Genomic DNA, 25,311 nt, shown 5'->3' with positions numbered 1-25,311 from the left:
AGCTCCACCATGGACTTCACGTACACGCCTCGGCAGCGGGCGCTCAAGGAGCGGGCCGCGGAGCTCGCGGACGTGATCATGCAGTACGAGGACGACTGCGAGGCCAACAACGGCCTGCCGCCGGAGACGCACGCCAAGCTGCGCCAGGCCGTGCTCGACGCCGGGCTGCAGGCGATCAACATGCCAGCCGAGTGGGGCGGGGCCGGCCTGTCGATCTTCGAGCAGGTCGTCGTGCAGGAGGAGCTCGGCAAGCTCACCGGCGCGCTGTGGGACGTGGTGTGGCGGCCCGCCAACGCGTTGCGCGCGTGCACGCCGGAACAAAGAGAACGGTTCCTCGTCCCGGCCATCCGCGGTGACCGCCGTGACGCGGTCGCGGTGACCGAGGCCGAGGCGGGCTCCGACCCGCAGGCGCTGCGCACCACGGCGGTGCGCGACGGCGACGGGTACGTGATCAACGGCGAGAAGTGGTTCGTCACGGTCGGCGACGTCGCCGACTTCATCATCGTGCTGGCGCTCGTCGACGACGCGCCCACGACGTTCCTCGTCGACAAGAACCTGCCCGGCGTGGAGATCGTGCGGATCCCGCAGTTCACCCACACGTTCGTCTACGAGCACCCGGAGATCAAGTTCACCGACGTGCGGGTCGGCGCGGACTGCAGGCTGGGTGAGATCGGGCAGGGCTACGACCTGATCCGCGACTGGTTCGTCGAGGAACGCCTGATGATCGGCGCGCGCACCGTCGGCGCCGCGAACCGCGCCACCAGCCTCGCCGCGGACTGGGCGAACAGCAGGTCGCAGTTCGGCTCGCCGATCTCGCACTTCCAGCTGGTGCAGTCGATGCTGGCGGACAACGTGATCGACGTGACCACCAACCGCCTGCTCGTCTACCAGGTGGCGTGGGAGGCGGACAACGGCATCGACCGCAAGACGTTGCACGCCAAGGCTGCCGTCGCGAAGCTGTCCGCGTCCGAGGCGGCGGGCCGGTCCGCCGACCGCGCGGTGCAGATCTTCGGCGGACGCGGCTACATGCGCGACAACCCGGTCGAGCGGCTGTTCCGCGAGCTGCGCGTCGACCGGATCTGGGAGGGCACGTCCGAGATCCAGCGGCTGATCATCGGCAACGAGATCGCCAAGCGCGGCGTCACGGGCGTGCTGTCGCTGGGAGCGTCGTGACCGTCGTGATCGAACGGCGGGGCAAGGTCGCGGTGCTGACCCTGTCCCGCGAGCACCGGCTCAACGCGCTTTCCCTGCAGCTGGAGCAGGACCTGCTCGACGTGCTGTCCACATCGGACGTCACGTCGAGCCGCGCGGTCGTGTTCACCGGTGCCGGCAGGGCGTTCTCGACCGGCGCCGACGTCGACGAGGTGCGCGGGCTCGACGCGGCGGCGATCGCCGAGTACTACCGGGCCAGCGGCCGCGTCTACGAGGCGGTGGCGGGTCTGCCGCAGCCGACCGTCAGCGCGGTGCACGGCTGGTGTCTCGGCGGCGGCTTCGAGCTGGCGCTCGCCACGGACCTGCGGGTCGCCGACGACACCGCCGTGTTCGGCCTGCCCGAGGTGGGCCTGGGCATCGTGCCCAGCTCGGGCGGCCTGACCAGGCTGGTGCGGATGTTCGGCACCGCCCGCGCTCGCGAGCTGGTGCTGCTCGGCACGCGGGTGCCCGCGAGCGATGCGCTTCGGCTCGGCCTGGTCACCGAGGTGACGTCCGTGGGCAACGACGTGGCCCGCGCGGTCGAGCTCGCGGCCAAGCTGAGCGCCCAGCCCGCACTGGCCGTGGCGGTGGCCAAGCAGGCCATCGACGCGGTCGCCGAGTCGTCCGCGGCGGCGTCGCTGCTCATCGAACGGCTGGCCTACGGGATGCTCAACCGGGTCGACGACGAGCGGCCCGAGTAGCGCACCGCGAGCAGCGCCACGAGTCCGAACTGGACGGCCGTCGCGACGATCAGCCGCAGGCTCAGGCTGTTCAGATCCGGCCACGCAACGACCACGAGCACCACAGCCAGCGCGCCGAGGCACAAGCCCCGCATCTCGCGTCGGTGTGAGATGCACAGGACGATCCACGACACCGTGGTCACCGCGAAGCCCAGCTCGTGCACGACGCCGTGCCAGCTCATCGTGGGCGCTCCCTCCGGGGCGCCGACGGGGAACCCGGCGCCCGCGTCGGTCGGGAACACGCCCGCGATGACCAACCCGGCGCCGATCAACGCGACCAGCTTGCTGCGCATGCCGATCCCGCACGCCACGAACAGCAGTCCGGTCACGACGAAGTTCGCGATCTGCACCCAGCCCAGCGCGCCGAGGCTCAGCAGGCTCGCCGGGTGACGTGCCGGGTCGAAGCCTTCTCGCGTGAACGCCTGCACCGCCCACCCCACGAGGAACAACGGTCCCGCGATCAGTCCTGTCTTCACCATGGCCTTCTCCTCTCGGTTTCACCCGAGACGTCGAAGCCACCGGACCTAGCCGGACACGAGCCGCGCCGCACGTCCCCGGAGATAGCGCTGCTGGGCCACGCTGATCGCCTGCCGCGCGGCGTCCAGGTACTCGTCGCGCGCGGCCACCAGGTCACCGCTCATCTCCAGCAGATGCGCGCGCACAGCGGCCATCCGGTGATCACCGGCGAGCCGCTTGTCCGGTTCCAGCGAGGCCAGCAGCGCGAGCCCGGCCCGCGGCCCCTGCACCATCGCGACGGCGACGGCGTGGTTGAGCGCCACCACGGGGTTGTCGGAGATCCGCAACAGCAACCCGTACAGCGCGGCGATCTGCGGCCAGTCGGTGTCCGCCGCGGTCGGAGCCTCGTCGTGCACCGCCGCGATCGCGGCCTGGAGCTGGTACGGACCTGGCCTGCCGAGCGGCAGCACCGCCGAGATCAGCTCCACGCCTGACGCGATGGCGGACGCGTCCCACAGCGAACGGTCCTGCTCGTCCATCGGGATCAGGTCACCGGAGGCGCTGCTGCGCGCGGCCCGGCGCGCCTCGGTGAGCAGCATCAGCGCGAGCAGCCCGGCGACCTCGCCGTCGTCGGGCAGCAGCCGGTGCACGACGCGGGTGAGCCGGATCGCCTCGGCCGCCAGGTCGTCGCGGCGCAGATCGGCGTAACCCTCGGTGAAGATGAGGTACAGCACGTGCAGGACGGCCGGCACCCGCGACGCGTGGTCCGCGGGCAGGCCGAACGGGACTCCGCTGTCCGCGATCGCCTGCTTGGCCCTGCTGATCCGCCGGGTCATGGTCGTCTCGGGCACGAGGAACGCCCGCGCGATCTCGGTGGTCGTCAGTCCGCCGACGGCGCGCAGGGTGAGTGCGATCTGCGACGCCGGTGACAGGGACGGGTGGCAGCACAGGAACAGCAGGATCAGCGTGTCGTCGGAGTCCGGCACGTGCGCGTCCGCGACGGGCGCGAGGTTCCTGGCGACGGTGTCCTCGCGGGTGCGCCGCGCCTGCTCGTTGCGCAGCAGGTCGGTGAGCCTGCGCGACGCGACGGTGATGAGCCACGCGCGCGGGTTGTCCGGCGTGCCGTCGCGCGGCCACTGGGTCGCGGCGGCGAGCAGCGCCTCCTGCACCGCGTCCTCCGCGGTGTCGAAGTGCCCGTACCGCCGCACCACCGCGCCGAGGACCTGCGGCGCCAGCGAGCGCAGCAGGTCCTCGGTGGTGGTGCTCAGCCCTCCCACCCGGTCTCCGGCCCGGCGATCGGCCGGATGTCGACGTGCCACTCGTGGGTCAGCGCCGCGTCATCGGGGTGCGGGGTGTTGGCGAGCTGCGCGGCGATCTCGGTGGCCCGGTCGAAGCTCTCGCACTCGACGATCGTGTAGCCGGCGAGCACCTCCTGCGTCTCGGCGTACGGCCCGTCCGTCACGACCGGAGCGCCGTCGCGCAGCTCGACCCGCCGCGCGTGGACCGGTGCGGACAGGCCCTGCGCGTCGACGAACTCGCCGGACGCGACGAGGTCGTTGTTCCACTTCTCCATGAACGTCGTCAGCCTCCCGACGTCCTCGGCGGTCCACTTGCCGGTCAGCATGTCGAAGTCCTGCTGCGCACCGAACATCATGATCATGTACTTCACGGTCGTTCCCTTCCGGAGCGGGCACCTGAGATGGTGCCTCGCGAGAGACGTCGGCGCCGGACGCGCGAACCGGACGTTGCGTAACGCGAAGTCGTCACGAAACTCCGGCCGGGTTCTTCCGATGACCCGCACACCCGCTCCCGAAATGCTGTGGAAGGAACAAAACCGCAGTTGAGGGGCTGAGGACATGACTACGGCGACACTGGACCACCCGCGAGCCAGACACGAGACGCTCATCCGAGGACTGTTCGACGCGCACGGCGGCGCGCTCGAGCGCTACGTGACGAAGCTGCTCGACGGCGACCGGCACACCGCAGCCGACATCGTCCAGGAGACGGCGTTGCGGGCCTGGCAGAACGTGGACGACCTGGACGTGAGCGGCCCCGACTTCCGGCCGTGGCTGTTGAAGGTGGCGCGGCGGCTGGTCATCGACCGGCACCGCAAGAGGGCGAACCGGCCGACCGAGGTCGGTGGCGACGCACCGGACTGGGCCGTCCGCGTGGGTGACGCGACCGAGCGGACGCTCGCGGCGATCGTCGTGCAGGAGGCGCTCGACAGCTTGACCGACGAGCACCGCGACGTGATCAGGGAGGTCTACTTCAAAGGGAGCAACGTCGGTGACGCCGCTCGGGTGCTCGGCATTCCGGCGGGGACCGTCAAGTCGCGCACGTACTACGCTCTGAGGGCACTCCGCGCCACGATGGGCAAGCGCGGCCTGATGAGTCCTGTGTAGACAGTCCCGGCAAGATCACCGGTAGGTCACGCGGTATTGCCCGGTGTCATCGTGACGCGGTATGACATGAGGAACTCTCATTCATTGTCGACCAGTCACGAGAACCGGGTGATTGATGTCCTCCGCCTCGGGGGAGCGGTGCGAGGTCTGCGGGGAGGACCTCGTCGCGCCGTCGAACGGTCGTCGCACCGGGAGACCCGCCCGCTACTGCTCGAGCGCGTGCCGTCAACGCGCCTACCGCATGCGCCCGAAAGACCCTGGTCCCGCACTCGACGGTCCGCCGGCTCCGCTCAAGGAGCCGGTGCTGCCCGCGCCGCTGGACAGCTTCGTCGGACGAGAGCGCGATCTGGCCGAGCTGGACTCGTTGCTGCGCAAGCACCGGCTGGTGACGCTGCTCGGGCCGGGTGGTGCGGGCAAGACCCGGCTCTCCGTCGAGCTGGGCACGCGTGTGCGCGACCGGTTCCCCGGCGGTGTCTACCTGGTGGAGCTGGCGTCCTTGACCGATCCCGCGCTCATCGCGCGGACGGTCGCGGACACGCTGGGAGCCGGTGAGGAGATCGGCAGGCCGGTCGTGGAGACCCTTGCCGACGCGGTGTCCCGGCAACCGGCGTTGCTGGTGCTGGACAACTGCGAGCACCTCGTGGTCGCCGCCGCCCGGCTGACCGCGGAGCTGTTGCGCCGCAGTGCCGCGCTGACGGTCGTGGTCACCAGCCGGGAATCACTGGAGCTTCCCGGTGAGGTGGTCTTCCGGGTGGGTGAGCTGACGCTGCCCGCGAACGCCGTGCACGCGGTCGACCTGCTGTCGTCGGACGCCGTCCGGCTGTTCGTCGAACGGGCCTCCGCCAACTCCCCCGACTTCGAGCTGACCGACGACAACGCCGCGCACGTCGCGGCCATCTGCGCCGAGCTGGACGGTCTGCCGCTCGCCATCGAGCTGGCGGCGCGGCGCGTCCGGCTGCTCGGCGTCGCCGAGATCCGCTCCCGGCTCGCGGACCGGTTCCAGCTGCTGACGTCCGGCCCGCGCACCGCCGCGCGGCGCCACCGTGACCTGCGCACGACCATCGAGTGGAGCTACGAGCTCCTCGATCCGGTGGAACAGGTCGTGTTCCGCTCGCTGTCGGTGCTCGTCGGCGGCTTCAACATGGACACCGCCGCCGCGGTGTCCGATGTGGACGACGTGCTGGAACCGTTGTCCGCGCTGGAGTCCCGTTCGCTCGTCGTCGCCGGGCGCGCCGACGGCCGGTTCCGGCAGCTCGAGTCGATCCGGCTCTACGGGTTCGACCAGCTGCGCGCCGCGGGTGAGGAGGACGAGACCTACGACCGGCTCGCCGAGTACCTCCTCGCGCTGGCCGAGCCGATCGTCGGCGACGGCATGCTGCACTGCTACGAGGAACTGGCGCCGCTCGACGCCGAGCGGACGAACCTGCTGGCCCTGCTGGACTGGGCGGCGCAGCACGGCGACGACCGGCACCTCGCGCTGGCCACCGCGCTGGGTCGCGTGTGGCGGCACCACGGGTACGTGTCGGACGGGTCGGCGATGCTGCTGTCCGCGATCGACACGGCCGGGCGCGACCACCCGGTCCGCTGGGCCGCGCTGACCGTGGCCGCCGGGCTCGTCATCGCGGGCGGCGACTACCCGCTTGCCGTCGAGCTGGCGTCCGAGGCGGTGCGGCTCTGCGAGGTCGCGGGCCACCCGGTGCGGCTGGTGAAGGCGCTGAGCATCCTCGCCGCCGTCTACGTCACGAGCGGCATGCACGACGCGGGACGCGAGGTGGCGCAGCGCGCACTCGACCAGGCGCCGCGGTTGACGAACCCGCTGGACCTCTCGGTGTGCCTGCACAACCAGGCCTACTACCTGCTGCTGGCGGGGCAGGTCGAGCAGGCGACCGAGCTGATGGACCGCTGCCTCCCGCTGTACCGCGCCCATTCGCCGCACCCGCTGCCGTCCGAATGGCTGCACACGGCGGGAGTGCTCGCGCTGGCCCGCGACGACGTGGACGCGGCGGACACCCATCTGCGCGAGTCGCTGGAGCGGTTCGTCACCACCGTCGGCGCGGACTCGTTGCCCGTCACCGCGGTCGAGTCGTTCGACGGGCTCGCCATCGTGGCCGTGCGGCAGGGGTTGTACGTGCGCGCGGTGCGGCTGGACACGATCGCCGACGTCGCGCGGCACGACCGCAAGCTCGGCCGCGAGGCGTCGGTCGAGAGCAAGCGCGACGCGACGCTGGCGGTCGCGCGTGGCGGGCTCACCCCGGAAGAAGTACGCCGTGCTGAGTACGACGGCATGGCGCTCGCCCGGCGCGGTGCGGTGGAATACGCGATCAGCGATACGTGGCCCGAGCGCGAGGGGAGCCTGTCTCCGTTGTCCGACCAGGAGATCTCCGTGGCCAGGATGGTCGCGGCCGGGCACACCAACCGGCAGATCGCGTCCCGGCTGCGGCTCACCGAACGCGCCGTCGAGTCCCGGCTGCGCGACATCAGGACGACGCTGGGCCTGCGCACCCGCGCCCAGCTCGCGGCGTGGAGCGCCCAGCACCTGGACGAGCCGTGACCGTTCCCGTGCCGCTGGACAGCCTGGTCGGCAGGCGGCACGAGCTGGCCCGCCTCACCGACCTGCGCCGCACGTCGCGCCTGATCACGTTGCGCGGACCCGGTGGCGCGGGCAAGACGCGGCTCGCGCTGGAGTACGCGGGCCAGGCGCGCGGCGCGTACTGGGTCGAGCTGGCGCCGCTGACCGACGCCTCCCTGCTGGAGTCCGCGACCGCCGCCGCCATCGGCGTTCCCGAGCAACCGGGCCGGCGCCCGGTCGACACGATCGCCTCCGCGCTGGCCGGTCGGCACGCGCTGCTGGTGCTGGACAACTGCGAGCACCTGATCGAGGCCTCGGCCCGATTGGTGAGCGCGTTGCTGGCCAGGTGCGCGGACCTGACCGTGCTGGCGACGAGCCGCGAGGACCTGGACGTGCCGGGCGAGGCCGTGCTGCGGCTCGGTCCGTTGTCGCTGCGCAACGCCATCCGGCTGTTCGCCGAACGGGCGAGTGCCGCCGCGCGGGGGTTCGTGCTGTCGGATGCCAACACCGACGTGGTCGCGCGGATCTGCGAACGGCTCGACGGCCACCCGTTGTCGATCGAGCTGGCCGCCCGCCGCGTCCGGCTGCTCGGTGCCGACGACGTGCTGCGGCGGTTGGACGACCGGTTCCGGTTGCTGGCGAGCAGCCGTCCGGCCGAGGAACGGCACCGCGACCTGCGCACGGCCATCGGGTGGAGCTACGACCTGCTCGACGACGAGGAGAAGGCCGTTTTCCGGCGGCTCTCGGTGTTCCCCGGCGGGTTCGGGCTGGATGCCGCGTCGGCGGTCGGTGATCCCTCCACGGTGCTGGACTTCGTCGGTGCGCTCGAGGCCAAGTCGCTGCTGGTCGCGGCTGGTGGCCGGTTCCGGATGCAGGAGTCCATCCGGTTGTTCGCGCACGACCGGCTCGTGGAGTCCGGTGAGGTCGACGAGGTCCGGCAGCGGGTCGTCGAGTGGCTGGGCGGGTTGGCGGAACGCTATGCGCGGCAGGCGTTTCCGACGCTCGACGTGCTCGGGCCGCTCGACGTCGAACGCGACAACCTGTTCGCCGCGCTGGAATGGGCGCACGAGCGGAGGCCGCTGTTCGCGGCGGCGCTGGCCGCGTGCTGGCGGGAACGGGGCCAGTTCGGCGCCGGCCGGGCGTTGCTGGAGGAGCCGACTGGTCCGTTCCGCAGCACCGTGCTGGCGCAGGCGGCCGTGCTGGCCACTGATGTGGGCGACGGTGCCCGCGCGGTGCGGCTGGCGTCCGACGCGGTGGCGCTGGACCGCGACGGCGACCCGGTGCACCTGGTGCGGTCGCTGAGCAGGCTCGCGGGCGCCTCGCTGGCCGCCGGCGACGCGAGTGCCGCCGTAGTGGCGGCGCGTGAAGCGCTGGCGCTGGCACGTCCGCAGAGGCAACCGTTCGCCACGGCGGTGTGCCTGCACAACCTCGCGTACATCAGCCTGCACGCGGGGTCGCTGGACGAGGCGGAGACGCTGCTCGCCGAGTGCCTGCCCGCGTGCCGGGCAGCCCCGGAGCCGTGGCTGAAGGCCGGCGCGCTGCACAGCGCGGGCGCGGTCGCGTTGGCGCGCAACGACCTCGACGCGGCGGACGCGTACTTCCGCGAGGCGCTGGAGTGCGCGACCAGCCACGTGGCCCGGAAGATCCACTCCATCGAAGGACTGGCCGTGGTCGCGGCCCGGCGCGGTGACGCGCCCCGTGCGGTGCGGCTCAGCTCCGCGACGTCGGCGCTGCGCCGGCAGTGGGGGATGAGCACGAACACCCGTGACTCCGACGTGTCGTCGGCGATCCGAACCGCGCGGGCCGCGCTGTCCGGCTCAGAGGTGCAGCGCGCACACGACGAAGGTGCCGCGCTGTCCGCGGACGACCTCGTCGCGCACGCCCTCGCCGTGGCCTCGGGCCCGCTCACCCCGCGCGAGCACGAGGTGGTGCAGCTCGTCGTCGACGGCCGGTCGACGCGCCAGATCGCGGCTGAGCTGGACATCGCTGAGCGGACGGTCGAGGCGCATCTGGAGAACGTGCGCGGGAAGTTGGATGTGCGCAGCCGGGCCGAGTTGGCGGCGTGGTGGGCGCGTCAGGCGGGGTTGCCGCGTGGGCGCAGCCTGCCGTTCGGCAGCGGTGGTGCGGGCAGTCGTTCGCCGGGGTAGCCCTCGACGCGCCCGAAGCGGTCGGCCTCCCGCTGCCACTCGTCGCGGAACCGGACGATCTCGTCGTGGTCACGACCGACGAAGTTCCACCACATCACGATCTCCTCGCCGAACGGCGGGCCGCCCAGCAGCACGATCCTGGCGTCACCGGAGAGCGTCAGGTGCCGAGAACCGACACCCGCGTAGCCGAGCGAGCCGCGCTGGAGCGGTGTCTCCTCCATCAGGACGCTGCCGGTGTCCACGAGGACGCCGTGCTCGAACGACGGGTCGATCTCGAGGCACACCGTGCCGTTCAGCACGATCTCCGCACCCAGCAACGGCGTGAACGTGCGCACCGGTGACGTGACACCGGCCAGCGAGCCGAGGAAGACCTTGACGACCGCGTCCTCCTGCTCGACCGGCGACGGGACGTGGTGCTGGAAGTCGCGCGGCGCGTCGCGGTGGGCGTCCGGCAGCGCGACCCACAGCTGCACGCCGTGCAGCACGGACGTGTCCTTCGTGGACACCTCGGAGTGGCAGATGCCGCGACCGCCGGTCATCAGGTTGACCTCGCCGGGGCGGACCATCGCGTGCACGCCGAGGCTGTCGCGGTGCTCGATCTCGCCGGTGAAGAGCCAGCTGACGGTCTGCAGCCCGGTGTGCGGGTGCGGCGCCACGTCCATGCCGCCGCTGGCCGTGATGTCGTCGGGGCCGTAGTGGTCGGCGAAGCACCAGGCACCGATCAGCGACCGCTGGCGTTGCGGCAACGTGCGCCGCACGGTCATCGCCCTCGGCCCGCCCAGCGGTACGACCCGCGGTTCCAGCACCTCGACGGTGCCCGGCGTGCTGCGGCACGTCAGCTCGGCCGGGCTCGACTCGACGTTGCTCACCCACCCGACCTTAATGCGGCCAGCGCGTGCGCGGCGCCCGTGGCGATGAGCGCCGTCCTGGTGCGTGCGGGTGCGAGCCGCGGGTAGTGGAACGACAGCACGCCGAGCACGCGCCCGGACGGCCCGAGCAGCGGATGCGACTGGACGGACCGGGTGCCCGCGTCCAGCACGACCGTGCGCGTCTCCTGGCCGTCGAAGATCGGGCTGGAGGTCACGTCGTCCACGTAGACCGGCGCGCGAGTGGACAGCGCGGCGGCGCACGCGGTCGCCTGCGTCGGGGCGACGGTGTCGAAGTACGCGAGGAAGTCGGCGGGGAAACCGCGGTGTGCGGCCATCCGCAGCACGTCACCCGGTTCGCACACCTGCAGATCGCACGCCGCCGCGTTGCCCAGCGTGAAGGCGGCGTCGAGCACCGCCTTCACCACGGCGGGCCAGTCGGCGATGGACAGGAAGTAGTCGTCGAAGATGGGCACCGCCATCGCCCCGCCACGGCGCCTGACCTGCGCGAGCAGCTCACGACGTGTCTGGCGCACCTCGGCGTCGATGGCGTTCTGCTGCTGCTCGGCGACGATGCGCGCGTGTTGTTCGGCGACTCGGCGGCGTTCGGCGGCGGCCCAGTGCGACGAGGATCCTTGACCGCTCACCGAACAATCGTCGCCCTCGCGGGTGCGGTCGTCCAGCGACCGGGACTTGTCACGGTTGTGAGAGCGCGATCACAAGCCACTTCTCCGATCACTCGATCGGGTGAAAGGTGGCGAGGTGAGCCTCAAACCGATTCTCGTGCTGGCGCTCCTGGCCACCTTCACCCTGAGCGGCACGGCGCAGTCCACGGTCCCCGAGCAGAGCCCGGTCGACGTCACCGCGGGCGCGATCCGGTTCGACCCCAAGCAGCCGAAGCTGGACGTCTCCTACGGGGTGTCCGAGCTGGAGCTCAAGTACATCCGCAAGGACGCCGCCGAGCCGGACGGCTGCACCGCCCGCGACCACGAGGAGACCGAGGAGGCGGAGGTGACGCCCGGCAGCGGGCACGTCACCGTCGCCGGAATCCGGTACGAGTTGGTTCAGTTCCACTTCCACACGCCGTCCGAGCACCGCTTCGGCGGCCACGCCTACCCGCTGGAGATGCACCTCGTGCACCGCAGCGCGGAAGGCAAGTTGCTCGTCATCGGCGTGCCGCTCAAGCCGGGTCCGCGCTCCGCCGTGGACAAGGTGCTGGCGAAGCTCGCACCCGAGTGCGGTGAGCCGGTCGAGGTCTCCGCCGTCGACCTCGACCGGTTGCTGCCCGCGAACCGCCGCACGTTGCACTACAACGGTTCCCTGACCACCGCGCCGTTCACCGAGGGCGTCGCCTGGTACCTGACGACCGAGCTGACGGTCACGCCCGCCACGATCGCCAGGTTCCAGGGCCTCTTCCACGACGGCAACGCCCGGCAGACGCAGCCGCTCAACGGCCGCACCCTCGTCACGGTGCCGCGGACCTAGGAACCGGGGTTCACCAGGATGTCCGCGACGCTCGGGTCGTGCCCGCGCAGGTAGTAGGTGTCGTCGCCGAACCGCTCGACGGCGAGGATTTCCCACTCCACGGACGACCGGATGTGCGTGCGCAGCGACTGGGTCGCGATGTGCGCGTCGCGCTGCACCTCAGGCGCGAACCCGGCGGCGCGGACCTGGCTGAGGAACTGCTCCTCGGCGACGAAGAACTCGGCGAGGTGGCCGTTGACCATCGACACCACCTCGGCGAGTCCTTCCTCGGCCGTGCAGCCGGACTCCCTCATCAGGATCGTGATCGCGTCGCTCTGCCTGCCGAGGTCGCGCTGCTTCTCGTAGGAGATGACGTCGTTGGCCAGGCCCACGTGCATGGCCATCGGCAGCCGCATCCGCTGGAACGCGGGCAGCGCGCGCACCTCGGCGGGCAGCTCGGCGTGGTTGGCGATCTCGGTGAGGTCGCTGTAGGGCCAGCTGGCGATCGAGAGGTACCGGTAGGTCAGGTACTCCTCCATCGTCGGCTCGTACCCGTCGGCCCAGTGCCGAGCTTCGAGCGCGTACGTCTGCAGCCACAGGATCGTGGAGTTCGCGAACTGCTGCCGCCAGCTCTCCTGCACCGACGTCGCGGTCATCCGCTCCCACCAGTCGGCCAGCGCCAGCCCCGCCGGAGTCAGCTTGGCGGCGGGCGTGTCCTGCAGGACGTGGACGAACTCGTCGACGACCGCCGCGGTGCGGTCGGCGTCGAGACCGCAGCCCGCGTCGTCGATCTGGTCGTCGAACACGAAGCCCCAGCCCATGAACTCGTCGAGCAGGGTGAGGGTCCTGAGGTCCGCGTCGGGGTAGTAGCACCCGGTCAGCAGGTCGCAGCGGGTGCCCTTGAGCACGCTGAGGTTGCCGGAGTTCGGGAGCATCCCGAACCGGGTGAGCCAGTCGAACATGCGGTCGTGCGCGGCCCAGATGTGCCGGTTCATGCCCCGGTACGCGATGGGCATGTCGAACCGCAGGTTCGGGTGGTAGGGCACCACGAAGTCGGTGTCGGACCGGGTCGGGGCAGGCAGGGTTTGTCGCACAGGGATCTCCTCTGTCACGGGCGCGGGGAGAGAACGACGTCGAGGTGGGACGGGCGCAGCGTGGGGGTGGTCGTGGGCGTCACCGGATCGCCGATCGCCCGCAGCCGCCACTTCTGGGCGATGGACGCCAGCAGGAGGCTGGCGGTGGCCCAGGTGAAGTGGTCGCCGGGACAGCGGTGGTGGCCGTGGCCGAACGGCAGGTACGCGTCGCGCGGCAGCGACTTCGACCGTTCCGGCAACCAGCGGTCCGGGTCGAACCGCTCGGGGTCGGGGTAGAGCTCCTGCCTGCGGTGCACCAGGTACACGCAGACGAACACCGGCGTGCGCGCGGGCACGAGCACGTCACCGAGCCGAACCTCGGTGAGCGTGCGGCGGGAGACCATCCACGCAGGTGGGTAGAGCCGCATGACCTCGGTGAAGAACCGCCGGGTGTAGTCGAGCTTCGGCAGATCCTCCGTGCTCGGCGTGCGGCCGGACAGCACCTCGTCCAGCTCGGTGTGCAGCCGTTGCTCGACCTCGGGGTGCCGGGTGAGCAGGTGCACCGCCCAGCACAGCGCCGAGGTGATCGTCTCGGTGCCCGCGGTCAGCAACGCCATCGCCTCGTCGCAGATCTCGCTGTCCGACAGGTCTTTCCCGTCGCGGATCAGCATCGACAGCACGTCGCCGTGGTCGGCGCTGCCGCTCGCCCGGTGGTGGGCGACGGCCTCGCCGATCGCGGCGCGCACCTGGGCGATCGCGTGGTTGGTGCGCAGGTTTCCCGGCGTGGGAACGAACCTGGCCAGCCCGGTCGGGTCGTACATCGACTTGGTGACCCCGGCCAGCGCCAGCGGCAGGTAGCGCCGGAAGTCGGCGACCCGCTGCTCGTCGATGCCCGCGGTGACCAGCGTCCTGGTGACGAACGTGAAGTTCACGTCGCTGATCAGGTCGTGCAGCGGCAGGCGCAGGCCGTCCGTCCACGACTCCATCAGCTCCTGCGCGGCCGCGGCCACGATCGGCGCGTACTCCGGCACGCGCCGCTTGTCCAACGCCGGCTGCACGAGGCGGCGGCGCTGCCTGTGCAACTCGCCGTCGGCGGTCAGCGAGGTGCGGCCGATGATGCGGGCCATCGCGTCGAACTGCATGCCGCGGTCGAACTTCCGCGCGTCCTCGACGAAGATCTGCCGGGCCAGCTCGAGGCTGCTGACCAGGTACCACGGCTTCGGTCCGCCGTAGAGCACCGCGATGTCGTCGGCCGCGTCGGCGCCGCGCAGCAGTTCGAGCGGGTTGCGCAGCAACGTCAGCGCATGGCCGACGAGCGGCAGACGTCCGTGCAGCACGGGAAGAGTCATCGGCAGGCTCCGTTCGGGCGTGCGACCGCGGTGACGAAGGGGCCCATGACCTTCGGGGTGCCGGGTGGCACGAGGCTGTCGATCTCCTCGACGGCGAAGCCGCCCGCGCGGACGGTCTCGATCGTCGGGCGGTTGAGCCGGCAGCCGCCGACCAGGAACCGCCACACCGGGACGCACACGGTCTGCTTCAGCTCACCGGTGCGCAGGTGCTCGAACAGCAGCACCTCACCGCCAGGACGCAGCACCCGCGCCATCTCGGCGACGGCCCGCGCCGGGTCGTCGACCGAGCACAGCACCAGCGTGCTGACGATCGTGTCGACGCTGTCGTCCGGCAACGACAGGCGCTCGGCGGGCGCGTCGATGACGCGCACCGGCACCGTCGCCTCGCCGACCCTGCGCAGGAGCCGCTTGCGGTACGCGGGATCCGGCTCGGCGGCGACGACCTCGTCGACGTCGTGGAACCGGGGCAGGTTCATGCCGGTGCCCGCGCCGATCTCCAGCACGGTGCCCTTGGCCCGGTCCGCGACCCACTGCCGGGTCCGGCCGAGCCAGTCGACCTCCGCGTACTCGTTCAGGCGGTCGTAGAGCGACGCGTAGATCGGGTGGCTGCGCACCTTCGTGGCGCTCACGCGTTGTCCTGCAGGGAGAGCATCCACGCGTCCGCCTCGACGACGCCGTCCAGCGGTGCGGACACGTCCTCGGTGCTCGCGACGACCACGTCCCGCATGCGCTCCAGCAGTCCGTCCACATAGGACGACGGGACGTAGGCGGGGTCGTACATGCCGATCAGCCTGATCTCGTCGCCCTCCTGGCGGCCGATGACGCACAGCTGGCACGGGATCTGGAAGACCTCGCCCGCGAAGTCCTCCATGAAGTAGTCGCTGCGCCGCACGTCGCAGCCGTCGAGGCGCAGGCTGTAGGGCTCGCCGAGCACCTCGAACACGAGCGACTGGGACAACCCGAACGCCGCCTCCATGTCCGGCAGCAGCTGGGTGAGGCCCAGCAACGGGATGCCGTCGTGGCGCAGCGCGTCCCGCACGGTGGCGCCCGCGTCGGCGAACGCCTGCCTGATGGACTGGCCGGGTTTGGTCTCGTGCCGCAGCAGGACGCCGTCGAGGAAGATGCCCGCGGTGCGTTCGAGATCCGCGTCGCGGCGGGCGCCGTTGACCGAGATCAGCCGCACCTCGGGGTCGCCGGTGTCGGCGGCCATGAGCGAGACGAGGACGGTGTAGAGCGCGCTGTAGAGCGTGATCTTCTGGCCGCGCACGAACGTCAGGAACGGCTGTGCCTGCTCGGCGGGCAGCACGAGGCTGCGAACCTGCGTGCTGTGCGGTTCGGTCACCGTCTCCAGGTGCGCGGGCGGCACCAGCACGGCCGGGCGGCACCCGGCGATCTTCTCCGTCCAGTACGGCAGGTCGTCCGGGCCGGGCGCGGCGGGCTGACGGGCGAGCACCGAGCGGTAGTTCGGCGCCTCCGGCAGCTCGATTCCGTTGTACAGCGCGGTGAGGTCGCGTTCGACGACCTCGACCGCGCAGCCGTCGGCGATCATGTGGTGCATCCGCAGCGCCAGCAGGTGCTCGACGTCCGAGCTGGTGATCAGCTCGGTGGCGAAGACCCTGCCCTCGGCGGGGTTGAGCGGGGTGGCGCGCTGGAGCCGGACGAGCGCGTCGGTGGCGTCCATCCGGTCGGCGTTCTCCTTGCGCAGCACGTTCTTCGGCGGCTCGTTGACGACCTGGAACGCCTCGAGCGGGCCGCCGTCGAAGGACAGCGTGACGCGCAACGCCTCGTGCCTGCGCACCAGCTCGTCGACGGCGCGGGAGAGCGCGTCCTCGTCGAGCGGTCCGGTGATCCGGTAGTTGATCGACAGGGTGCACGCGGGGCCGGGGACCACACCGCGGTCGAGCTGGAGGTCGTGGCCCCACAACAGCATCTGCGGGACGCTCAGCGGCAGCTTCGTACTTCCGGTGTCCACTGCTGCGGGCGCGGCTGCGGTTCTCGGCGCCGTGGCGATGACCTGCGCGAGGCCGTCGACCGTCGGCGCGTCGAACACCGTGCGCACCGGCAGCGCGACGCCGAAGTGGTCGCCGAGCCGGACGGCGGCGCGCACCGCGAGCAGCGAGTCGCCGCCCAGCTCGACGAAGTCGTCGTGCCTGCCCACCCGGTCGATGCCGAGCAGGTCGGCCAGGATCTCGGCAATCCTGATCTCGATCGGCCGCACCGGCCTCTCGTACGGCGTGCTGAGCGCCGGGCGTGCGGCCGACGGCGCGGGCAGCGCGGCCCGGTCGACCTTGCCGTGGCCGGTGAGCGGCAGCTCGGTGAGCACGACGTACGTGGCCGGGCGCTCGTGCTCGGCGAGCGTGGTCGCGGCGTGCCCGCGGACGTCCGGGAGCAGGTTCTCCGTCGCGGACGTGATGACGTGCCGGTGCACGGGCGCGTTGATCAGGTCACCGCCTGATTGCGGCTGGGGCCAGCAGATCAGGGTGTCGTCGCCCGGCCTGAGGAACACGGCGTCGAACTCGCCGTCCGGCCAGCCCGCTGCCCTGGAGAACCGGACGGTCCAGCCGAGCTCTTCGGCGAGTGCGGAGATCTCGGCGGGGTGCACGGCGACCAGCTCGGCGTCGTCCGCGAGCCTGCGCAGGTCGGCGACCGTGAGGTCGCCCGTGCCTGCCAGCTGTGCGCGCACCGCGCACGCGCCCGCGGTGCGCCGGTTGGGAATCCGTTGCAGGCCAACGGGCGTGTCACCGATCAGCAACGTGTGCAGGCCGTCCAAGTCACCCGGCCATTCGTGCCAGTTGGCGATCTCCGTGGCCGGGCCGTCCGACACGACGACGTCGAAGCGGAAGTCGTTCATCTCGTTGCGCCGCTCGCCGCCGCGGGGGCGGATGTCGACGTGCCTGCCGGTGATGGCGCTGGTGAACCATCTCGGGTCCACGAGGAGCTGCGGGTCCCGTTCGACGCGCTTGCGCCACTGCTCGCGCAGCCGCGTCACCGGTGCGTCGTCCGGCGCGTTGGCGAGCACGACCGCGGCGTGGAACGCGTCCTGCAGCGCGAGGTCCCTGATGTCGCCGAACACGACGCGGCGGCCCGCGTGGAGCGCCCGCGTGACGACGTCCGCGAGGTAGGCCTCGCCGGGGAAGTACTGCGTGACCGAGTTGCACAGCACCAGGTCGAAGCCGGTGAGCCCGGCGGTTTCGGTGGCGTCGCCGTGGCGCAGGTCGACGTGGTGGAGTCCGGCCGCGATGAGCCGCTCCGCGAGCGCGTCGAGCGTCGGCCTGCTGACGTCGAGTCCGACGACGCGGGCACGGCCGGGCGCGAGCCTGGTGAGCAGCTGGCCGGTGCCGCAGCCGAGCTCGAGCACCGACCGCGGGTCGTGCTCCTCGGCGAGCGCGACGGTCGTGGCGACCCACTCGGCCATGTCCGCTTCCGACAGTTGTTCACCGGTGTAGCTGCTGGTCCAGCCGCTGCGCTCGTCGTGATGGTCGAGGTCGTCGACGACGCCGGTCCACCGGTCGCGCAGCTCATCGGCGGCCGTGCGCTCGTCCCACTCGGGGACGACGTACGCGACGAGTCCGTTCCCGGCGACGACCACCGCGTCCCGCACGCCGGGGTGCTCGCGCAGCGCGGCGGCGACGCCGTCCGGCTCGACCCGGTAGCCGCGCACCTTGATCTGCTCGTCGAGCCGTCCGCGCAGCTCCAGCTGACCATCGGCCCGCCACCGGCCGAGGTCGCCGGTGCGGTAGACGAGCCGGCTCCGGTCCCGAGGGTGCGGCACGAACCGCGCCGCGGTCAGTTCGGGATCGTTGAGGTAGCCGTTGGCGAGGTTCGCGCCCGCCACGCCCACCTCACCCAGTTCGCCTGCCTCGGCGACCTGGCCGTTCTCGTCGACGATCCACAGCTCGGTGTTCGCGATCGGCGTGCCGACCACGACGTCCGCCCCAGGCCCGAGTGTCGCCGATGAGCACCACACGGCCGCCTCGGTCGGGCCGTACTCGTTGACCAGCTCGACGTCCGGCAGGACGCGGTGGTGCTCGGCGACCAGCTCCTGCGGGCACGCCTCACCGGCGACCACGACCCGCCGCAGAACGTCCGATGGCCTGTCCACAGTGGACAGCAGGATTCGGTGCAGTGACGGGGTGAGCAGCGTGTGGCTGACGTCGCCGCTGGTGAGTGCCTCGGCCAGCTCGGTGACCGCGTCGGACGTGCCGGGAGACAGCAGCCGCAGCTCGCCGCCGGACAGCAGCGTCCACCAGATGCCGGCGAGACTGGAGTCGAACGTCATCGGCGAGATCAGCGCGAACCCGGTGACCCGTTCCGGGTAGCGGTGCAGACGCGCCTGCGTGGAGTTCGCGATCGCCCGGTGCGACACGGCGACCGGCTTGGGCCTGCCCGACGTGCCAGACGTGTGGATCACGTACGCGACGTCGCCGAGCTGCGGGTCGCGGTCGAGCAGCTCGGCGGAACGCGTCGCGATCTGCCTGCGCACGGCGTGGTCGTCGAGGTCGATCCGCGTCGCGGGCGACGTGATCACCTGACCGGTGGACGCGATGAGGAACCGCGCGTCGACGTCGGTGATCATGCTGGTGAGCAGCTCGGCGGGATAGCTCGCGTCGACCGGCACGTACACCGCGCCGAGCGTGAACAACGCGGCTTGGGTGACGACGGCGTCGACGCCCCGTGGCAGCGACACGGCGACGTGCACGCCCGGTTCGACGCCCTGTTCCTTGAGGTACCAGGCGGTGCGGTGGATCTCGGCGTCCAGGTCGGCGTACGTGAGCGCGCTCCTGGCGTCGCGCACGGCGATCGCGTCGGGTGACCGGCCGGCGGCCCGCCTGAGCAACGCGGGCAGCGTCAGCGCGGGGAACTCCACGTTCTGGTCAGACATCGCTGGTCCTCTTCGTGTTCACAGGGGTGGTCGAGATGGCTCTGGCGACACGTCGTGCCTGCTGGCCGTGCACGTGCAGATCGCCGCGCAGCGACGGCGCGCCGACGAAGTAGAGGGCTTCCTCTTGTTTCGCGGGGAATCCCCTCTCGTCGAGCACTCCGAGGTGCCCGACGAGCCCGGCGAACGCGGGCCGGTACCCGGTGGCCGCGATGACGACGTCGGGACGTTCTTCCTGGCCGTTCGCGAGCTGGACGCCGTCACCGGTGAGCGCAGCGACGGCGGCCGTGATCGTCAACCGTCCACTTCGGACGGCGTCGGCGAACCCGCGGTCGGCGGTGGGTGAGGTGCCGTCCCGGTTGAACCGCGCGTGCACGCCCTCGGTCGGAATCGGCAGACCGTGCTCGGCGAGGTCCCGGTAGTGGCTTCGGTGAGTGCTGATGCTGAGCTTGTCGACCAGGTCCTCGGGCAGCCACCAGAACAGCGCGCCGACGCGGTGCAGCTTCGGGTCGGCGGGGACGAGGAGCGGGGGAGTGCGCACCGCCATCCGCACCTCGGCGGCGGTGCCGAGCAGCTCGACGGCGATCTCGGCGCCGGAGTTGCCGGACCCGACCACGAGGACGCTGGCCCCGGCGAAGTCCTCGGGGCTCCGGTAGTCGGCGGCGTGCAGCAGCTTCTTCGTGAACTCACCGGGCCACAGCGGGATGTGCGGTTCGGCGGCCCACCCGGTGGCCACGACGACCACGTCGGCCGGGATGGTGTCCCCGTCCGCGAGCCGCACGTCCCAATTGGCACGACGTCCGTGCGCGACTTGCACGACATCGCAATTGTGACGAATTCGCACTTCGTGCTGGGTGGCGTATGTGTGCAGGTAGCGCGCGTATTCGGCGCCACTCGGCCACGTTCCCGCGCTTCTGTCAATACTTCGACCAGGTAGAGCCGACAATCCGCGGATCGTGTTGAGACGGAGATTCTCACGTCTCTGCAACCAGCTTTGACCCGGCTTGGTTCCGCGTTCCAGAACCGTCACGTGCATGCCTCTGGCCTGCAGGTTTGCTGCGGTGGCGAGACCTGCGGAGCCTGCCCCGATCACTATCACGTGGGATTGGTCGATGTCCTGCCACACGTGTGAGCTCCCGTCAATGCCGGCGGTGTGGCGCAGCTTAGGCAGGCGCAAAAGTAACTAAAGACCAGTGTTGGTGTGCCAGAAGGTTGAGTGCGGTCTCGATTGGTGCATTACCGCAATACTTTCCATGTGTCGCCGATGTTTCTTGTTTCTTAAATCGGAAAGATCTCGCCTTGCTTCAGCCCGCCAGCTTTGCGACGGCGTCGATGAGCTGCGGCCCGTCGAGCAGGACGAGGTCGTTGTGGTCCGCGCCCGGCACCTCGACGGCCTCGCCCCGTGCCGCCTCGGCCACCTCTTTGCTCTGCTCGGGTGGGACGACGGTGTCCTTCGCGCCGTACACGACCGTGATGGGCACGTTGAGTCGTGACACCTGTTCCTTGACGGGGAACTTGTCGAGTAGCAGCAGGCGCAGCGGGAGGAACGGGTAGTGGACCTTGCCCGCCTCGGCCAGGTCGGTGAACGGGGAGCGCAGCACCATGCCCGCCGGGGGATGTTCGGTCGCCAGTTCGGTCACCACGGCGCAGCCCAGGCTTTCGCCCACGTACAGGAGCTTGGTGGCGCCCTCGTTGATGAGGAAGGTGCGGGCTGCTCGGGCGTCGTGGGCCAAGCCCTCTTCTGTTGGGTGGCCGTGGTTGCCGCCGTAGCCGCGGTACTCGAGCAGCAGTACCGACAGGTTGCGTGCGGTTAGTGCCTTGGCCAGCGGGGTGCGCAGGGAGCGGTTGCCTGCGTTGCCGGGGGCTACCAGGACTGTGGCTTTGGCGTTCTTCTGCGGGAAGTACCAGGCGGTCAGATGTAGGCCGTCTCTTGTGTGGAGGGTTACGTCCCTTCCGCCTGGGATCACGTCCGCGGCGTGGGGGAGTGGGCCTGGTGTCGGCAGGTAGATGAGTTTGCGTTGGAACGCGAATGCTGCTGCTAGGACCACGGCCACGATGGTGGTCGTTGTGGCCAGGCCGATCAACAGGCGGTTGCGCACGGTTGTCATCATGCGCCTGGTTGCGGGGTGGTGTTGCAGCGTGGGGGCTTGCGGTGTGGGGTGGGGAGGGGTTCGCTGATCACCAGAGGTCGCCACATCGACAATGCCTTGTCAAGGCGGAAAAGCTGCCTTGACAAGGCATTGTCGATGTGGCAAGGCTTCGCCTGATCAGCGAGCCCCTCCCCACCCCCTGCCCTCCGGGAAAGTTTGTCCTGATCGTTCGGCCGCCGGTTTGGGCTCGGGGGCCGCGCCCGGTTGGCACTGCGGGGGTTGGCAGTGCGGCGGGCGCTCTTTTCTTTTGGTATCTGCCGGTTTCGCTGGGCTCCCTTGGTATCTGCCGGTTGGGGCGGTGCTCTCTTGGTACCTGCCGGTTCGTCGGGCTCTCTTGGTTCGTGCCGGTTGGGCGGTGTTCCCTTGGTTCGTGCCGTTGAGCGGTTCTCGCTTGGTTCGTGTCAGTTGGGTCGGTGCTCCCTTAGCGCCTGCCTGTGTCGTCGTCATGCCTGCCACGCTTCTGCCGGTTCTTGCTTTGCCCGCTTCCGCTTCTGCGGGCGCGGAGTTGTCGGTGGTGGCTGGGAGCGTGGATTCGGGGGGTTCTCACCTGCGGGGGACGCCCGCGTGAGCGTGGCGCGTCGGCGTCGCCTCGTGCACGGGTTCCGCGCCGCGCCGAGTTGCGCTGTGTTCCGGGTACCGCCGGAACCAGCCTTACTGGCGAGGGGCGAAGGCCGCGTCGAACGCGGCCGCCGGTGGCTCGATCGACGTGAGAGTGCGGATGAAGGCCAGCGCGTCAGGGGCGCCGTGCAGGCGGTCCATGCCCGCGTCCTCCCACTCGATTGAGATGGGGCCGTTGTAGGAGATCGAGTTCAGTGTGCGGAACACGGTTTCCCACGGCACGTCGCCGTGTCCGGTGGACACGAAATCCCAGCCGCGGCGGGGATCCGCCCACGGCAGGTGTGAGGAGAGTCGGCCGTTGCGGCCGTTGAGGCGCAGCTTCGTGTCCTTGCAGTCCACGTGGTAGATGCGGTCGCGGAAGTCCCACAGGAAACCCGCGACGTCTAGGTCCTGCCACATCATGTGGCTCGGGTCGAAGTTCAGGCCGAACGACGGGCGCCTGTCGATCGCGTCCAGGGTGCGCACGGTTGTCCAGTAGTCGTAGGCGATCTCCGACGGGTGGACTTCCAGAGCGAACCGCACGCCGACCGAGTCGAACACGTCCATGATCGGGTTCCAGCGGTCTGCGAAGTCCTGGTAGCCGGCCTCGACGAAAGACGCCGGTACGGGCGGGAACATCGCCACGCAGTGCCAGATCGACGAACCGGTGAAGCCCACGACGGTGTCCACGCCGAGCGCGGCTGCGGCGCGTGCGGTTGTCTTCATCTCCTCGGCCGCGCGCTGGCGCACGCCCTCGGGGGAGCCGTCGCCCCAGATGTGGGGCGGGAGGATCGCCTCGTGCCGCGCGTCGATCGGGTTGTCGCACACGGCCTGGCCCGTCAGGTGGTTGGAGATCGCCCAGCACTGCAGGTTGTGCTTTTCCAGCAAGGCTTTTCGTGAAGCTACGTAGGAGGGGTCCGACGCCGCGCGCGTGACGTCGAGGTGGTCGCCCCAGCAGGCGATCTCCAGGCCGTCGTAGCCCCACTCGCCCGCTAGCCTGCAGACCTCCTCGAACGGCAGGTCCGCCCATTGGCCGGTGAACAGCGTGATCGGACGTGGCATCGCTGACCTTCCTTACACGGGCGAGGAAACGTCTACGGACACCCATTCGCCGCAGGCCGCGCTGCGTGCCACGGCGTCCAGTGCCAGCTGGACGCCGAAGCCGTCTGCGAAGCCGGGGACGGGGTCGGTGCCGTGCGCGATGTCCAGCAGGAGGTCGCGCACCTCGTGGGTGAAGCTGTGTTCGTAGCCGATTAGGTGACCTGGCGGCCACCACGCCGAGACGTACGGGTGCTCGGGCTCGGTCACCAGGATTCGGCGAAAACCTTGCGAGGACGTGGGATCCGCGGCGTCGAAGAACTCCAGCTCGTTCAGGCGCTCCAGGTCGAACGCGAGTGAGCCGCGGGAGCCGTTGATCTCGATGCGCAGTGCGTTCTTGCGGCCGGTCGCGAACCTGGTCGCCTCGAAGCTCGCCACCGCGCCGCCGTCCAGTCGCGCGATGAACAACGCTGTGTCGTCGACGGTCACCGCGCCGCGCGAACCGTTGTCCGGCAACGGTCTTTCGTGGACGAACGTGTCCGTCAACGCGCTCACCGCGCGGACTCGCAGGCCGGTCAGGTACTGGGCCAGGTCGACGATGTGCGCGCCGATGTCGCCGAGTGCGCCGGAGCCCGCCATCTCCTGCCGCAACCGCCACACCAGTGGGAACTCGGGGTCGACGATCCAGTCCTGCAGGTACACGGCGCGCACGTGGCGGATCGTGCCCAGCCTGCCCTGCGCGATCAGGTCGTGCGCCAGCACGGTCGCGGGCAGGCGGCGGTAGTTGAAACCGACCATCGCCCGCACACCACGCGCGGACGCCCGCGCGGCGGCCTCGACCATGGCCTGCGCCTCGTCGATGGTGTTCGCCAGCGGCTTCTCGCACAGCACGTGCTTGCCCGCGTCGAGTGCGGCGATGGCGATCTCGGCGTGGCTCGAGCCCGGCGTGCAGATGTCCACGACGTCCACGTCGTCGCGTTCGATCAACGCGCGCCACGACGTCTCGTGCGTGCGCCAGCCGAGCTTCTCGGCGGCGCGCGTGACGCCCGCGGTGTCCCGTCCGCACACGGCGGCCATGTCTACGCGCATGGGTAGGTCGAAGAAGTTGCCCACGGTCCGCCACGCCTGCGAGTGCGCCCGGCCCATGAAGGCGTACCCGACCATGCCCACGCCCAGCGCGGGCTTCACCGGTACACCAGGTCGCTGATCATCCGGGCGGCACCGATGACGCCGGACGTCTCACCCAGTTCGGACACGACGAGCGGCAGGTTGTTGGTGGCCAGGGGAAGCGAGCGCCGGTACACCGCGCTGCGGATCTCGGCGAGCAGCACGTGCCCGATGCGCGCGACGCCGCCGCCGATGACGATCAGGTCCGGGTTGAAGAAGCTGACCAGCCCGGCCAGCACGAGCCCGACCCGTCTCCCGCCCTCGCGCACCAACCGGCCCGCGACGGGATCACCGGCGGCCAGCGCGTCGGCGACGTCGGTCGCGGCCAGGATTCCGCGTTCCTGCAGCCGCACGGCCAGGAACGGCGACTCACCCGACGATGCCACCGCCAGGGCGGCACGGGCCAGCGCTGCTCCGGAGAACAGGGCTTCGAGGCAGCCGAGGTTGCCGCACCCGCACGCGGGACCGTCCTCCTCGACCTGGATGTGCCCGATGTCGCCTGCGGAACCGTTGGCACCGCGGTAGACCTCGCCGTTGACGACGATCCCGCAGCCGACGCCGGTGCCGATCTTGACGAACAGGAAGTCCTCGGACGTGCGCGCGACGCCGACGTGCTGCTCGCCGAGCGCCATGACGTTCACGTCGTTGTCCACCAGCACCGGGCAGCCGAGCTCCCTGGTGAGGTTGTCCCGCACCGGGAACTGGTCCCAGCCGGGCATGATCGGCGGCGCGTACGGCACGCCGTCGCGGAAGCTGACCGGGCCGGGCAGCCCGATGCCGAGTCCGTGCAGCTGCGGCAGGTGACCCTGGTCGCGCAGCTTGCCGATCAGGTAGGTGACGCGGCCGAGCACGTGGTCCGGGCCCTCGCGGACGTCGATCTCCTCGGCGATGTGCTCCAGCACGTGCAGCTCGCCGTCCGTGACCGCGACGTCCACGCTGGTGGCGCCGACGTTCACCCCGGCGAAGCGCAGGCCGGAGTTGATCCGCACGACGGCGGGCCTGCGGCCGCCGCGCGACTCGGCGAGCCCGGCCTCCTCGATGAGTCCCAGCTCGGTCAACCTGTCGAGCTCCGCGCCGATCCTGGTCCTGGACAGCTCAACCAGGTCGCCGAGCTCCGCTCTCGACTGCGGGCCCCGGTCGCGGAGCAGGCGCAACAGCCTGGCGTGCGTCGATGGTCCAGACATGCCCCACAACGTAACTTCTGTCGGTCTTGGACAAAAGTG

General features: G+C 70.7%; 20 protein-coding genes. 6 read left to right on the top strand and 14 right to left on the bottom strand.

All coding sequences use genetic code 11. From position 1 onward, the window contains the following. The first annotated feature begins 9 nt into the window (after positions 1 to 9). Both FKR81_RS00980 and FKR81_RS00975 read left to right on the top strand, forming a co-directional pair. Positions 10 to 1,173: an acyl-CoA dehydrogenase family protein gene (locus FKR81_RS00980; protein ID WP_146348953.1), complete on the top strand. Its 1,164-nt coding sequence runs from the start codon at positions 10 to 12 to the stop codon at positions 1,171 to 1,173. Further along, positions 1,170 to 1,892: an enoyl-CoA hydratase/isomerase family protein gene (locus FKR81_RS00975; RefSeq protein WP_146348952.1), complete on the top strand. Its 723-nt coding sequence runs from the start codon at positions 1,170 to 1,172 to the stop codon at positions 1,890 to 1,892. Before FKR81_RS00980 ends, FKR81_RS00975 begins: the two co-directional genes overlap by 4 nt. On the opposite strand, the gene FKR81_RS00970 is transcribed toward FKR81_RS00975, so the two are convergent. From FKR81_RS00970 to FKR81_RS00960, 3 genes are read right to left on the bottom strand one after another with little or no spacing between them, the layout of a single operon-like run. Then, entirely contained in the window at positions 1,850 to 2,410 is a 561-nt protein-coding gene (locus FKR81_RS00970) for a DUF998 domain-containing protein (protein WP_146348951.1), read from the bottom strand. The genes FKR81_RS00975 and FKR81_RS00970 overlap by 43 nt on opposite strands. A gap of 45 nt (positions 2,411 to 2,455) precedes the next feature. Further along, positions 2,456 to 3,655, bottom strand: coding sequence for an RNA polymerase sigma factor (locus tag FKR81_RS00965; protein WP_146349170.1), 1,200 nt, complete (start codon positions 3,653 to 3,655; stop codon positions 2,456 to 2,458). Then, positions 3,652 to 4,047, bottom strand: a complete 396-nt coding sequence (locus FKR81_RS00960) for a YciI family protein (RefSeq protein ID WP_235921219.1) — start codon at positions 4,045 to 4,047, stop codon at positions 3,652 to 3,654. The genes FKR81_RS00965 and FKR81_RS00960 overlap by 4 nt, the downstream gene beginning before the upstream one ends. 196 nt (positions 4,048 to 4,243) lie before the next feature. On the opposite strand from FKR81_RS00960, the gene FKR81_RS00955 reads away from it, so the two are divergent. The 3 genes from FKR81_RS00955 (at position 4,244) to FKR81_RS00945 (ending at position 9,505) form a co-directional block, all read left to right on the top strand. Next, complete coding sequence (locus FKR81_RS00955; RefSeq protein WP_146348949.1) at positions 4,244 to 4,789, top strand: sigma-70 family RNA polymerase sigma factor; 546 nt, start codon at positions 4,244 to 4,246, stop codon at positions 4,787 to 4,789. Positions 4,790 to 4,904: 115 nt separating this feature from the next. Next, positions 4,905 to 7,340 (top strand): ATP-binding protein, encoded by a 2,436-nt coding sequence (locus FKR81_RS00950; RefSeq protein WP_146348948.1) that lies wholly within the window; start codon positions 4,905 to 4,907, stop codon positions 7,338 to 7,340. Next, positions 7,337 to 9,505, top strand: coding sequence for an ATP-binding protein (locus tag FKR81_RS00945; protein WP_146348947.1), 2,169 nt, complete (start codon positions 7,337 to 7,339; stop codon positions 9,503 to 9,505). The genes FKR81_RS00950 and FKR81_RS00945 overlap by 4 nt, the downstream gene beginning before the upstream one ends. Here FKR81_RS00945 and FKR81_RS00940 read toward each other — a convergent pair. Then, on the bottom strand, positions 9,433 to 10,374 hold the full coding sequence (locus tag FKR81_RS00940; RefSeq protein WP_146348946.1) for a pirin family protein: 942 nt from the start codon (positions 10,372 to 10,374) through the stop codon (positions 9,433 to 9,435). The two genes, FKR81_RS00945 and FKR81_RS00940, sit on opposite strands and share 73 nt — an antisense overlap. Further along, positions 10,371 to 11,018 (bottom strand): GAF domain-containing protein, encoded by a 648-nt coding sequence (locus tag FKR81_RS00935; RefSeq protein WP_146348945.1) that lies wholly within the window; start codon positions 11,016 to 11,018, stop codon positions 10,371 to 10,373. The genes FKR81_RS00940 and FKR81_RS00935 overlap by 4 nt, the downstream gene beginning before the upstream one ends. 115 nt (positions 11,019 to 11,133) lie before the next feature. Between FKR81_RS00935 and FKR81_RS00930 the strand changes: the two genes are divergently transcribed. After that, positions 11,134 to 11,856, top strand: a complete 723-nt coding sequence (locus FKR81_RS00930) for a carbonic anhydrase family protein (RefSeq protein WP_186762678.1) — start codon at positions 11,134 to 11,136, stop codon at positions 11,854 to 11,856. On the opposite strand, the gene FKR81_RS00925 is transcribed toward FKR81_RS00930, so the two are convergent. From FKR81_RS00925 to FKR81_RS00885, 9 genes are all read right to left on the bottom strand, one after another. Beyond that, complete coding sequence (locus FKR81_RS00925; RefSeq protein ID WP_146348943.1) at positions 11,853 to 12,929, bottom strand: terpene synthase family protein; 1,077 nt, start codon at positions 12,927 to 12,929, stop codon at positions 11,853 to 11,855. The two genes, FKR81_RS00930 and FKR81_RS00925, sit on opposite strands and share 4 nt — an antisense overlap. 14 nt (positions 12,930 to 12,943) lie before the next feature. Beyond that, complete coding sequence (locus FKR81_RS00920) at positions 12,944 to 14,257, bottom strand: cytochrome P450 (protein WP_146348942.1); 1,314 nt, start codon at positions 14,255 to 14,257, stop codon at positions 12,944 to 12,946. Further along, positions 14,254 to 14,886, bottom strand: a complete 633-nt coding sequence (locus FKR81_RS00915) for a class I SAM-dependent methyltransferase (protein ID WP_186762677.1) — start codon at positions 14,884 to 14,886, stop codon at positions 14,254 to 14,256. Before FKR81_RS00915 ends, FKR81_RS00920 begins: the two co-directional genes overlap by 4 nt. After that, on the bottom strand, positions 14,883 to 19,139 hold the full coding sequence (locus FKR81_RS00910; protein WP_146348941.1) for a non-ribosomal peptide synthetase: 4,257 nt from the start codon (positions 19,137 to 19,139) through the stop codon (positions 14,883 to 14,885). The genes FKR81_RS00915 and FKR81_RS00910 overlap by 4 nt, the downstream gene beginning before the upstream one ends. Then, positions 19,132 to 20,229, bottom strand: coding sequence for a flavin-containing monooxygenase (locus FKR81_RS00905; protein WP_235921218.1), 1,098 nt, complete (start codon positions 20,227 to 20,229; stop codon positions 19,132 to 19,134). The genes FKR81_RS00910 and FKR81_RS00905 overlap by 8 nt, the downstream gene beginning before the upstream one ends. 211 nt (positions 20,230 to 20,440) lie before the next feature. Continuing rightward, on the bottom strand, positions 20,441 to 21,244 hold the full coding sequence (locus FKR81_RS00900) for an alpha/beta hydrolase (protein ID WP_146349168.1): 804 nt from the start codon (positions 21,242 to 21,244) through the stop codon (positions 20,441 to 20,443). Between the two features lie 693 nt (positions 21,245 to 21,937). After that, positions 21,938 to 22,945 carry a sugar phosphate isomerase/epimerase family protein gene (locus tag FKR81_RS00895; RefSeq protein ID WP_146348939.1) on the bottom strand — a complete coding sequence of 336 codons (1,008 nt, stop codon included), beginning with the start codon at positions 22,943 to 22,945 and terminating at the stop codon, positions 21,938 to 21,940. A 12-nt stretch (positions 22,946 to 22,957) separates the two neighbouring features. Then, entirely contained in the window at positions 22,958 to 24,085 is a 1,128-nt protein-coding gene (locus FKR81_RS00890; protein ID WP_146349167.1) for a Gfo/Idh/MocA family protein, read from the bottom strand. 20 nt (positions 24,086 to 24,105) lie between these two features. Beyond that, a complete protein-coding gene (locus FKR81_RS00885; protein WP_146348938.1) occupies positions 24,106 to 25,272 on the bottom strand; it encodes an ROK family protein in 1,167 nt (388 codons plus the stop codon). Positions 25,273 to 25,311 lie beyond the last annotated feature (39 nt).

This window comes from Lentzea tibetensis (assembly GCF_007845675.1).
GTDB classification, from domain to species: Bacteria; Actinomycetota; Actinomycetes; order Mycobacteriales; family Pseudonocardiaceae; genus Lentzea; species Lentzea tibetensis.
This window is presented reverse-complemented; position numbering and strand designations above follow the sequence as displayed.